Source organism: Rhizobium sp. BK512 (assembly GCF_014194915.1).
Lineage (GTDB): Bacteria > Pseudomonadota > Alphaproteobacteria > Rhizobiales > Rhizobiaceae > Rhizobium.
This window is the reverse complement of the sequence record NZ_JACIAS010000003.1, coordinates 380,991-393,311: the sequence shown is the minus strand read 5'-3', so window position 1 is coordinate 393,311 and position 12,321 is coordinate 380,991. Positions and strand designations below refer to the sequence as shown.

The following is a 12,321-nucleotide window of genomic DNA, read 5'->3' as shown; positions in this document are numbered from 1 at the left end:
CGCTCATTTTGACGCTATATAGTGTCAGTAATACTGGCATGGAGATGGATCATGGGCTTGGCACAATATGCAGATGACGGGCTGTTTGCCCCGCGCAAGATCGCCGATGCCTTTCGCACGACGAGCGAGGAAATTGCCCGCACGGCAGGTCTCGGCAAGGATGCAATCCAGCGCAAGGACCGCCTGCGCTCCGACAAGACGCAACGGCGCCTGCGCGAGATGATCGAGGTCGTCAACAAGGTCGAGCCCCGCTTCGGCTCGGCGCTGATGGCCTATGCCTGGTATCGTTCCGAGCCCCTTTCAGGCTTTTCCGGCCAGACGGCTATGCAGCTCGTTCGCGACGGAAGGGCGGAGGAAGTCCTCGACTATATCGATGCGATTGATGCCGGTATCCACGCCTGATCCCGGCCGATGCGCTACGAAGGAAAGCTATATCGCGCACTGAACCCGATCTATGCACGCCAGCCGCTCTCCGGCCGGGGCGCAGAACTTTATGGCGGTCGTTTCAACCCCAAGGGAATGCCAGCGCTTTATACGTCGCTCTCGGTGCTGACGGCACTGCGGGAGGCCAATCAGGTCGGCAGCCTGCAGCCGACGACACTCGTCTCCTACGAGGCCGATATCGAACGGATCTTCGACACCAGGGACGCGACCGCCCTTCTAGAGCTCGGCATCGATGCTGCAGCGCTCGCCACAGCAAGCTGGCGCGATGAAATGAAGGCCAAGGGCGAAGCAATGACGCAAATGCTTGCGCGCCAACTCCTGTCCGACGGCTATCACGGGCTGCTGGTCAGAAGCCTTGCGCCGGCGGCGAGAGCCGACGACCTCAATCTCGTGCTCTGGCAATGGAGCGATAAAGCTCCTTGCCGCCTGACCTTGATCGACGACGAAGGCAGGCTGTCCTGACCGATTGGTGTGATCGGCGCCGACTTTAAACCGGCGCCGATTGCCTTACGGGCTCTCAGGCCGCGCGGACCTTGTTCGGTCGCGCCCATTCGGGCAGCCAGTCGCCATGAGCGGCAAGCAGCTCGTCCACCAGAGACCAGATCTGGTCGAGATCAAGTTCGGCGGCCGTATGCGGGTCCATCATCGCGGCATGATAGATATGCTCCGGATTCTCCGTCATCAGCGCCTGGACCGTCAGTTCCTGGACATTGATATTGGTGCGGATCAGCGCCGTCAGCTGCGGCGGCAGGTCGCCGATAAAGGTCGGCTGGATCCCGGAGGCATCGACCAGGCAGGGCACTTCGGCCGCGCAATTGGACGGAAGCGACGTGATGCAGCCATTGTTGCGCACATTGCCGTAGATAACAGAGGGCTCACCCGTCCAGACCGAATTGATGATCGAGGAAGCATATTCCTTCGATTCCTTGACCTCGATCTTGTCGGCCGAACGATAGGCTTCCGCCTGCCCCTTCCAGCGGGCGATCTGCTCGATGCAGCGCTTCGGATATTCGTCGAGCGGAATGCCGAATTTCTCGATCAGATCCTCGCGGCCTTCCTTGATGAAGTAAGGCGTGTATTCGGCAAAATGCTCCGAGCTTTCGGTGACGAAATAGCCGAGCCGCGTCAGCATCTCGTAGCGCACCTTGTTGGGGCAGCGCGGGTTCCAGCCGGGCTTCGGCGCGCGGCCTTCGCGATAGGCGCGAACCAGATCCGGATAGAGGTTCCTGTAGGAACCATCAGGCTGGCGATGCTCGAACTTCAGGTAGAAGGCCATGTGGTTGATGCCGGCCGAGCGGTAGCGGATCTCGTCATAGGGAATGTCGAGATCGTGGGCGAGCTCCATCGCCGTGCCCTGCACGGAATGGCATAGGCCGACCTGCTTGATGTCGGGATATTTTTCGGAAATCGCCCAGGTGTTGATCGCCATCGGGTTTACATATTGCAGCATGATGGCGTTAGGGCAGACAGCGCGTATGTCCTCGCAGATCTTCCAGAGATGCGGCACGGTCCGAAGACCACGCATGATGCCGCCGACGCCGAGCGTATCGGCAATCGTCTGACGCAGGCCGTATTTCTTCGGCACTTCGAAGTCGGTCACCGTGCAGGGTTCGTAGCCGCCGATCTGGAAGGCGACGACGACGAAATCGGCGCCCGAGAGCGCCTTACGCTGATCGGAATAGGTTTCCGCCTTCGCCTTCACGCCAAGCGTCGAAATCAGCTTGTTGACGACGATGGCGCTTTCTTCCAGTCGCTGCGGATTGATATCCATGAGCGCGATCGTGGCGCCTGACAGCGCCGGACGCTGCAGGATATCGCCGACGATATTCTTCATGAAAACGGTGGAGCCAGCTCCGATGAACGTTATTCTGGGATTTGCCATATGAACCTCCGGCATTCTGAAATTACGCTACCTCGAAAGCGGCTTTGACGAGCCGTTCGGTGTAGGGTGTCTTGGGATTGGAAAGGACTTCGTTGACGGGTCCCTCTTCCATGATCTTGCCGTGCTGCATGACGATGACACGGTGGCAGAGGGCACGCACGACCTTCAGGTCATGCGAAATGAACAGGTAGCTCAGGCCTCGCTCATCCTGCAGCTTGCGCAGGAGTTCGATGATCTGCGCCTGGACGGACAAATCAAGCGCCGAGGTCGGTTCGTCGAGCAGGATGAATTCCGGCTCCAGTGCGATCGCCCGCGCAATGGCGATGCGCTGGCGCTGGCCGCCAGAGAATTCATGCGGGAAGCGCGACAGGATATTGCCCGGCATGCCGGCGGCAGTCAGCGCTTCGCGTACGCGGTCCAGCCGCTCACTCTTGGTGGCACCAAGCTTGTTGACGACAAGCCCTTCCTCGATGATCTGGCCGATCGTCATGCGCGGATTGAGCGAGGAGAACGGATCCTGGAAGACGATCTGCATGCGTGAACGCAAGGGGCGCATTTCCGACCGTGACTTGCCGTGGATCGGCTGCCGGTCGAAATAGATCTCGCCATTATCAGTGTCGTTGAGCCTGAGAATAGCCTGGCCGAAGGTGGTTTTGCCCGAACCGGATTCACCGACAAGGCCCAGCGTCTCGTGCCGCCGCAGCGTCAGATCGAGACTGTCGACGGCAACCAGTTCGCGCAGTTCCGGCCTGAAGAAGCCGCCATGGCGCAGCATGAAGGAGACGCGCACGCCGCGGGCGTCGAGAATGATGTCCGATCCCTCCGGCAGCGGGTTGGCCTGGCCGCGCGGCTCGGATCCCAGAAGATGCTTGGTATAAGGATGCTGCGGATTGGCGAAAAGCTGTTCGGTCACGTTGTGCTCGCGCATCTCGCCATGCTGCATCACATAGACATAGTCCGAGAACTTACGCACGACCGTCAGGTCATGGGTGATCAGGATCACTGCCATCCGCAATTCCGTCTGCAGATTGCGGATGAGGTTGAGGATCTGCGCCTGGACGGTCACGTCGAGTGCCGTCGTCGGCTCGTCGGCAATCAGGACATCGGGATCATTGGCAAGCGCCATCGCAATCATCACGCGCTGGCGCTGGCCGCCCGAAAGCTGGTGCGGATATTGCCGCAGGCGCGCTTCGGGATCGGGGATCTGCACCTGCTTCAAAAGCTCCAGCGCTTTGGCATTGGCCTGCTTGCGGCTCATCTTGCGGTGAACGCGGATCGCTTCGACGATCTGGCTGCCGATCGTGTAGATCGGGTTCAGCGAACTCATCGGCTCCTGGAAAATCATCGAGATGCGGTCGCCGCGCAGCCTGCGGCGGGCCTTCTCGGAGAACTTCAGGATATTGTTGCCGTCATATTCGACGCTCGAACGCGGCGAGATCACCGCGCGCTTGGAAAGAAGCCCCATGACGGTGCGTGCCGTTACCGATTTGCCGGAGCCGGATTCACCGACGATAGCGATCGTCTCGCCGCGATAGAGCTGGAAGGAAATATCCTTCACGGCTTCGACGGTGCCATGCTCGACCTTGAAATTCACGCCGATATTGCGCGCATCGATAATAGGGCTTTCCTTGCGGCCGTCGTGATCGTGACGGACGGGCGGGGCAAAGGAACTGACTAGAGCAAGAGCCATCTTCATCACCTCAATAGGGATCGACCGCATCGCGCAGACCGTCGCCCAAAGCATTGAAGGCGAAGACGGTGACCAGCACGAAGGCGACGGGCGAGAGAATCCAGGGATAGGTTCCGATGACGGAATAATTCGCCGTATCCTGCAGCATCAGCCCCCAGGAGATCAGCGGCGGCTTCACGGCAAAGCCGAGGAAGCCGAGGAAGGATTCGAGCAGCACGACGCTCGGAATGTGGATGGTGACGGCGACGATCACGTGGCTCATCACATTCGGGAAGATATGCTGGAAGATGATGCGCCGGTCGGTGGCACCAACGGCCATTGCTGCCCGCACATATTCGATACGCGCCAGGGCCAGAGTCTTGCCGCGCACCTCGCGCGACATCTGCGCCCAGCCAAGCGCCGACATGACGAAGATCACGAAGGCGAGGAAGATGTTGGTCGGCGCTGTGATCGGGATCAGCGATGTCAGGGCCAGATAAAGCGGCAGCTGCGGGAAGGCGAGCACCAGCTCGACGAAGCGCTGCACCCAGACATCGAAGGCACCGCCATAATAGCCTGACACCATCCCGACAGTGGTGCCGACGACCGTGACGATGAAGACCACCGTCAGCGCGATCATCAGCGAGATGCGTGAGCCGATAATGGCGCGCGACAGCACGTCTCGGCCGAACTTGTCGGTACCGAGGAAATGCACCGGTTCGCCATCGACCGTGCCGAAGAAATGGCGATTGGCCGGGATGAGACCGAGTAGATTATAGTCAGCACCCTTCACGAAGAAGCCGAGCAGACGCGGATTGTCATAATCCAGGCCGACGACCGGCTGGAAAGTGACCGGATCGAGCTCTTCGGAATCCGCAAGCGCATAGACGCGCGGCCAGACGAGACTGCCCTCCTTGTCGTGGATGCTGATCAGCTGCGGCGGCGCAAAGCCGACATCGGTCGCCTTCGGGTCCATCGGCGCGAAGAAATCCGCAAAGATCGCCATGATGATCAGGAGGCCGACGAGGATGAGGCCGATCATGCCCGTCCAGGAGCGCCGCAGCCGGCGCCAGACCAGCGCCATATAGCTCTCATTGCCATGGCTGGTATTCTTGACCGTTTCCTCGTGTGGCGGCGGCGGTGTGGAAGAGTCGAAGGCAAACATATCAGGCTCCTCCATATTGACGGACCCGCGGATCGAGCATGGCAAGCAGCATGTCGGCGATGATGTTGCCGACGATCAGCGTGGCCGACAGCACCAGCATGAAAGTCGCGGTGACATAGACGTCACCGATCGCCATGGAGCCGACGATTGCCGGACCGACGGTCGGCAGAGCGAAGATGATCGCGGTCTCGATCTCGCCGGTCAGCATGTAGGGAAGCACGACACCCTGATACATGACGAGCGGATGGAGCGCGTTTGGAACGGCGTGGCGCATGACGACCGCGCCGCCCGAAAGCCCCTTGGCACGCGCCGTCTCGACATATTGGGCGTTCAGCGTATCGAGCAGATTGCCGCGCATGACGCGCATATTGTAGGCGAGCCCGCCGAAGGTGGCGATCGCGACGACCGGCCAGACGTGGCTCACGAGATCCATGAATTTCGCCCAGGACCACGGCGCTCCGCCATATTGCGGTGAGAAGAAGCTGCCGATTTCCGTCACGTTGAACTGGAAGACGAGCAGGTAGACGATGATCAGCGCCATCAGAAAGCGCGGCACCGTCATGCCGAGGAAAGAGATGCCGGAGAGCAGGCTGTCGATCCAGCTATATTGGCGGGTCGCCGCCCAGATGCCGAAAGTGATGCCGAGGATCGACGCGAAAATGTGGCAGACCAGCGCCAGGGCCAGCGTGCGCGGCAGGCGCTCGCCGACAACGTCGGCAACCGGCTTGTTGTAGAACATGCTGTAGCCGAAATCGCCTCTGGTCACGATTCCCGTGATCCAGTTGACGTACTGGACGACCAGCGGCTGATCGAGGCCATGTTCGACACGATAGGCCTGAGCCTGGGCATCGGCTTGCGCGAAGGAAGCGCCGCCCTGATTGATCAACTGCGAACGGATGTAGTCGGCATAATCTCCGGGGGGTGCCTGGATAATCGCGAAGGTCACCACGCTGAGGATGAAGAGGACGGGGATCGCCGAGGCGATGCGCATGAGCAGGAATCGTAACATCAGACGGTTCGCTTCTCCTTGCCGCCAGTCGCTCGTCTCAGCGCGGCCGGCTTGTTGATTCTGACCGGCCGCGCGCAGCACGCGCGACCGGAAGCTCTTGTCATTCGGGAGGGAGCTCTTAGTTTATCGGACCCTTGTCCCCGGGCTTACCGGGAAGCTGTTGAGGGAAGAGTTCGTACTTGCCCTGCTTGTCGGCGGCCACCCACACACGCTCGCGGATGACGGAGTCCTCGGCCCAGTTGAACATCATGATCGGCGTGCCCTCGGGAATATTCGAGAAACGCTTGTTGATGATCAGCGCGCCCGGATATTCGGTCAGGCCGACGGTATCGACGTGTTCGGTCGCCGTCTTCTGGTACTGCTTCATGAGCGCCACGCGCTCGTCATTGTCCTGGCTCGTGCGGAACTTGTTGACGATGTCGGCAAGCTCCTTTTCGTAAGGCAGGAGGTCGAGCTGATTGTCCTTGCCGGCGCGATGGTGCCAGCTGGTACGCGGGCCGACAGCGGCAAGCTGTTCGGTGTTCTGCACCACGGAGGCGAGCTCGGTTGTGTTGCGCTGGATCAGCCAGTCGAACTGGCCGGCATAATGCGCATTGTCCCGCTTCGGGCCATCAAGAGCATTGATGATGATCTTGATGCCGAGCTTTTCCATCTGGCCGACGACACCTTCGGCAAGGCTCTTGTCGGTGGTGTAGTCGTTGTTGACGAGAAGCACGATCTCGACGTTCTTGCCGTCAGCTGTTCCGGCCGGGAAGTTCACGAAGCCATCGCCGTCGGTATCCTTCAGGCCGACCTTGGCGAGCAGTGCCTTCGCACCCTTCAGATCGAAGGGATAGTAGACGGTCGAGTTGCGATCATAGAAGCTCGTGCCGGAGGAAAGGCCGCCTGCATAGATTGCCGTGAACGGTCCCTTGACGAGGGAGTCGCCGATCGCCTTGCGGTCGACCGCCATGGTTATAGCCTTGCGGAAGTCCTCGTTGCGGTCGAGTTCGCGGATCGCCTGACTGCGGGCGTCGGGATCACCCCAGCCATTGCCCGACAGGTTCATGCGCAGGTTATAGCCGATGAGGCGCGGGCCGAAGGCGAGACGCGCAGGAGCGGTCTTTTCGGCGGCACGCTTCAGCGAGGCCACGAAGTTTTCCGGTTGCTCGAGGTTCGAGAAGTCGGCAGAACCGGCTACAGCCTGTACGTCACGGTCGGCCCAGGTCGAGAGCTTGTAGTGCAGCTCATTGAGATAAGGCAGCTGATTGCCCTTCTCGTCGACCTTCCAGTAATAGGGATTGCGGCGCATGACGATGATATCGTCGGGCCGATATTCGACCGGCACCCAGGCGCCCATGACCGGCATGTTCATGAATTCCGGCGGGAAGGCGTTCTTGAACTGGTCGTAAGTGTTCTTCGAATATTTCGGGTGCTGGAGTTTGAGAATATGCGACGGACCCGGGCAGAAGTTGGGGTAGGCCATCGTATAGAGATACTGCTTCGGGAAGGCTTCCTTGAAGGTCCATTCAACCGTGTAGTCGTCGATCTTCGTGAGCGTCGTTCCCTCACCGAAGGCCTCCGGCGACGCGCCGCCGCCGAGCGGCGAAACGTTCGGGTCGATGACTTCGTCTTCCCAATAGAACATGAGGTCATCGGCGTTGAAGGGCGCGCCGTCGGACCACTTGGCGCCTTCGATCAGGTGCATGGTCAGCTTGTGACCATCCTGCGACCACTCCCAGCCCTTGGCGAGGTTCGGCAACGGCTCGGTATCCTTGGCTTCCACCTGGAAGAGCGGTGCTGTGCGTGTCAGGCATTCGGAGAGGCCGATATCGATGCCACCCCAGCCCTGCGTCTGACCGGCACCGTAGTTCCAGCCTTCCGGCCGGCCGCCGATGACATGGCGCATCACGTCGCCATAGACGCCGGGACCGTCAGGCATGTTCTCGGTCTTGAAGACCATCGGTTCCTTGGGCAGGCGATCCTTGACCGCCGGCAGCTTGCCGGTGTCGACGAAATTCTTCGTTACCCAGTCCGGCTCATGATATTCGGGCAGCGCCTTGAACTCCAGGATGGAGTCGCGGGACACATATTTGATCTTGCCTTCCGCCGGGAAAGCCGGCGGGGCTGGCGGCACTGTAGGCTCGGACGCATAGGCATTCAGGGCCGCGACTGAAACGCTGAGCGCCAGTCCTGCCAGGATGCCGATCTTACGGAAATTCGTCATCGTCTCTCCCTCTTGTTCCGGAGCGCTTGTACGCGTCTCCGCTTCTCCTCAAACGGTAATGAAGGAAGCTCCAGCGCGACGGCCTTCCTCCCGAAGAACCGCCGCAGCCTCCCTCACCTGACTTAAACGGCTTGCTTCAGCGCGGCCTTTTCAACGCGAAGTTCCTCGATGGAGCGGACATGGCGGCGCGCAGCGCCTTCCCACTCCCTCGTCTTCACCTTGGAATTTGCCAGCCGCTCCTTGGCAGCCGGAACGGCATCAGCATATTGCGGCAGCCAGCGCGCCTGGGCGACCACCATTTCATCGACCATCTGCCAAACCTCTTCCGGGGTCGAGACGGCACCAACCAGCGGATCGTGCAGTACGGCGAGCTTCAGGAGATCGATATCGCCGGAAATCGCCGCATGCACCGACATGCGCTGGACATTGATCGACGAGATGCAAGTCGCAGCACAGGCTTCCGGAATGGTGATGCCGGAGACCATGTTGATGCCGAAGCGATCGACGAAGCCGGGCGACTCGATGATGGCGTCGGATGGCAGGTTGGTGATGACGCCGGTATTCTTGACGTTGAAGTGACCGCGATAGACCCGACCGGTCTCCAGCGCCTCCAGGATATGGCTCGCATGCTCGTTGGAGCGCTTGGCCGGATCGATCGGCTTTTCGGCCGAAGCGAGGAATTGCGGGAACTCCGTCTCGAACCAGTTGCGGGTCTCTGTCGAGTGACGCAGATAGCCGCCGGTCTCGCCATGGATCCAGTCCGACATATCGATCCAGCGGGTGATTTCGTCCGGCCGCTTGCGATACCAGGGCAGGTATTCGGAGAGATGACCGTTGCTTTCCGTCGAATAGACGCCGAAGCGCTTCAAGACGTCGATACGCAGCTTCTCCTGCTGCGAATAGACAGGGTGCGCCTCGAAAGCGGCGACCAGCTCATCCTTGCCGATCTTGCGGCCGTTGAGACGCAGATCGACGAACCAGGTCTGGTGATTGATGCCGGAGCAGATGTAGTCAAGCTCGCTCTGCGACTTGGCGCCCAGCACTTCGGCAATCTGTTCGGCGCCATGCTGGACACCGTGGCAGAGGCCGACCGTATCGACCTTGCCATATTCGATGGCCGCCCAGGTGTTCATCGCCATCGGATTGGCATAGTTCAGGAACTTCGCGCCCGGTGCTGCGACCTCGCGGATATCCTTGCAGAAATCGAGGATGACGGGAATATTGCGCTGGCCATAGAGAATGCCGCCGGCGCAGATCGTATCGCCAACGCACTGGTCGATACCGTATTTCAGCGGAATTCTGATGTCGTCGGCATAGGCTTCCAGCCCGCCGACGCGCACGCAGCTGATGACATAACGCGCGCCTTCCAACGCCTTGCGGCGATCTGTCGTGGCCGTCACCTTTGTCGGCAGCTTGTTCGACTCGACGATCTTGTCGAGGATCGCCTTGATCATCTGGAGGTTATGCTCGCTGAGGTCGGTCAGCGCGAATTCGATGTCCTTGAATTCCGGCACGCAGAGAATGTCCGTGAACAGCTTCTTGGTGAAACCGACACTGCCTGCCCCGATAATAGCGATTTTGAAACTCATATCCTTCACCTCGATCCGATCAAATGCTAGGTAAAAAGACGGCAAAGGAGGATCAGGCGGCATGCTTTCGCACATCGTCTGAAAATACCGGGAAATAGCGCCTGTATTCCTCCCGGCCGTTCTTTCGACCGCGATCTCTTCCTCTTGTGAGAGGGGATTATGCGCATATTCGCAGGAGCGGCCAGAGAAGGATTATGCTTTCGAGGGTAATTTTGTGCTGCATGATTTGATCGCCAACGGCCAGTCGATGAGAACCGTTTCGCTGCCGCGCGGACGGCAGCGTTTGCATGCCATGCCCACGAGCGCCGGTTACGAGGTGCGTGAAAACGAGACCTATGATTGGGACGGCAGAAAGCGCGGCCTGACACCCTTCACGGTGCTGCAGCATACCATCAGCGGCACCGGCCGCCTGCGCTACCAGAATCGCAATTACAAGCTCCAGAGCGGCGACACGATGATGGTGCTCGTGCCGCACAATCACCGCTACTGGTTGGAAAAGGGCGACCGCTGGGAATATTTCTGGATCTCGATGAACGGTGAAGAAACGCTGCGCATCCACAAGATGGTGCTGGCACTCGCCGGGCCGGTCTTCAAGCTGCAGCAATCGACCATCGATCATCTGGCGGACTGCAGCCTGCGGCTCGTCAAAGGCGCAAACACGCCGGGCTCGGCCTCGGCGGTCGCCTATGAAGCCGCCATGGCGCTCTATGATGACATCTTCGGCGCCTCCGCCTCGATGGCCGAACAACGCGCCATGCAGGCGGTGACCGACCATATCAACGCCAATCTGGAAAAACCGCTTCCGGTCAGCGAGCTTGCGGCGATCGTCGGCTTGAGCCGCGCCCACTTTTCTCGCAGCTTCGCCGAAAGCGAAGGCGTGCCGCCCGCCGAATATGTCCTGCAGCAGCGCCTGCAACGCGCCGCAAAATTGTTGACCAAGGCGGATTTCCTGCCGGTCAAGGAAGTCTCGATCATGTGCGGCTTCGAAGACGCCAATTACTTCGCCAAGGTCTTCCGGCGCGTTTACGGCATCACGCCGACGGAGTTTCGCACGACCGGCATGTATGCGAGCATCGGCCGCGGCCGGTAGGCGATCAATTGAAGATAGAATGTATCCCGCGACAAAATCGCCGGCGCGACCAGGATTTATGGAATTCGATCTAGCACCTCAAGTTCAGACGAATGCCTGCAGCCTTGTTCTCCGGACACAGACCATCTTGCCGCCTGACAGCGACTCGCTAAGCTGTTGATCTGTGCTTACGGGAGGTGGGCTTTGGCTGCTGGAGGTTATTCATGGGCGAGCAGGTGGTGAACATCGCAAGTTACGGCGTCGAGCCGGGTTTGCGTTTCGCCGTGCTTCTTGACGGCAATGGCGGCTGTCGCACCCTCGACATGGAAGCAGTGCGCCGATGGACGCCGGATGACGGCGTCATCTGGCTGCATTTCGAACGCGATCATCCAGCCGCTGCCGAATGGGTGACGACCAGAGGCGGCTTCGACCCGCTCGTCGCCGACGCCTTGCTGGAAGAGGAAACGCGGCCGCGCGTCGAAGCCATCGATGACGGGCTGCTGATCATTCTTCGCGGCGTCTGTGCCGCTCCGCCGGAAGAGGCGGAGGTCAGGTCGGCGGAAATCGATCTCGTTCCCCTTCACGTATGGGCCGATCAGCGCCGGCTGGTGACCCTGCGCGACAGCGGCCACTATATAACCGCCTTGCGCGATATCCGCCTTGCGCTCGACAAGGGCAAGGGGCCGAAACAGACGGGGGAACTGCTCGCCCTTGTCAGCGAAAAGCTGGTCCGCGACCTCGAACCGGTGCTCGACACGATGGACGAAGAGGTCGACGAGCTGGATGAATTGATCTTTCACGGCGAAGCCAGCGAAGTCCGCGAGCGGCTGAAGCAGCTTCGCCGCCGGTCCGTGCAGCTTCGGCGCTATCTCGCCCCTCAGCGCGACGCCCTGAACCGCATCGAGCATGACGACGCACCGTGGCTGAAGGAGCGCGACAAATTGCGTTTCCGCGAGGTCATCGACAAGCTGATGCGCTTCATCGAATATCTCGACGCCATCCGTGACCGTACCGGCATTCTTCATGACGACCTGTCCACGGTCATCAGCGAAAGGATTGCCCGCAATTCCAATCGCCTCGCCGCGCTCGCCGCCCTGCTGCTACCGCCGAGCGTGGTCGCCGGTCTTTTCGGCATGAATGTTGGCGGTATCCCTGGCGTCAACGATACCTGGGCTTTCATCATCATCGTTGGCTTTGTTGCGGTCACGTCCGTTGCAACGCTGATGGTCCTTAAACGGATCAACTGGCTTTGAGCAGCCAAGGGCAGAGATCCCGAACTGCCTTTCCT

At 60.1% G+C, this 12,321-nt stretch carries 10 protein-coding genes; 4 read left to right on the top strand and 6 right to left on the bottom strand.

Annotated elements, in window-relative coordinates:
* Positions 1-51 precede the first annotated feature (51 nt).
* A complete protein-coding gene (locus FHX06_RS12705; RefSeq protein ID WP_112546387.1) occupies positions 52-402 on the top strand; it encodes an MbcA/ParS/Xre antitoxin family protein in 351 nt (116 codons plus the stop codon).
* Between the two features lie 9 nt (positions 403-411).
* Complete coding sequence (locus FHX06_RS12700) at positions 412-906, top strand: RES family NAD+ phosphorylase (protein ID WP_183879510.1); 495 nt, start codon at positions 412-414, stop codon at positions 904-906.
* Positions 907-961: 55 nt separating this feature from the next.
* Here FHX06_RS12700 and FHX06_RS12695 read toward each other — a convergent pair whose 3' ends face one another.
* From FHX06_RS12695 to FHX06_RS12670, 6 genes are all read right to left on the bottom strand, one after another.
* Positions 962-2,326 carry an alpha-glucosidase/alpha-galactosidase gene (locus FHX06_RS12695; RefSeq protein WP_113213097.1) on the bottom strand — a complete coding sequence of 455 codons (1,365 nt, stop codon included), beginning with the start codon at positions 2,324-2,326 and terminating at the stop codon, positions 962-964.
* A 22-nt stretch (positions 2,327-2,348) separates the two neighbouring features.
* Positions 2,349-4,016, bottom strand: a complete 1,668-nt coding sequence (locus FHX06_RS12690; RefSeq protein WP_113213111.1) for an ABC transporter ATP-binding protein — start codon at positions 4,014-4,016, stop codon at positions 2,349-2,351.
* 10 nt (positions 4,017-4,026) lie between these two features.
* Positions 4,027-5,160 (bottom strand): ABC transporter permease, encoded by a 1,134-nt coding sequence (locus FHX06_RS12685; RefSeq protein ID WP_112546384.1) that lies wholly within the window; start codon positions 5,158-5,160, stop codon positions 4,027-4,029.
* A 1-nt stretch (position 5,161) separates the two neighbouring features.
* On the bottom strand, positions 5,162-6,169 hold the full coding sequence (locus FHX06_RS12680; protein ID WP_112546383.1) for an ABC transporter permease: 1,008 nt from the start codon (positions 6,167-6,169) through the stop codon (positions 5,162-5,164).
* Between the two features lie 118 nt (positions 6,170-6,287).
* The gene (locus FHX06_RS12675; protein WP_112546382.1) at positions 6,288-8,375 is read right to left on the bottom strand and encodes an ABC transporter substrate-binding protein; all 2,088 of its coding nucleotides are present in this window, start codon (positions 8,373-8,375) and stop codon (positions 6,288-6,290) included.
* Positions 8,376-8,497: 122 nt separating this feature from the next.
* Complete coding sequence (locus tag FHX06_RS12670; RefSeq protein WP_113115791.1) at positions 8,498-9,964, bottom strand: alpha-glucosidase/alpha-galactosidase; 1,467 nt, start codon at positions 9,962-9,964, stop codon at positions 8,498-8,500.
* A 214-nt stretch (positions 9,965-10,178) separates the two neighbouring features.
* Between FHX06_RS12670 and FHX06_RS12665 the strand changes: the two genes are divergently transcribed.
* Positions 10,179-11,054 (top strand): AraC family transcriptional regulator, encoded by an 876-nt coding sequence (locus FHX06_RS12665; protein ID WP_112546381.1) that lies wholly within the window; start codon positions 10,179-10,181, stop codon positions 11,052-11,054.
* 203 nt (positions 11,055-11,257) lie between these two features.
* The gene (locus FHX06_RS12660) at positions 11,258-12,286 is read left to right on the top strand and encodes a zinc transporter ZntB (protein ID WP_112971780.1); all 1,029 of its coding nucleotides are present in this window, start codon (positions 11,258-11,260) and stop codon (positions 12,284-12,286) included.
* Positions 12,287-12,321: the final 35 nt, after the last annotated feature.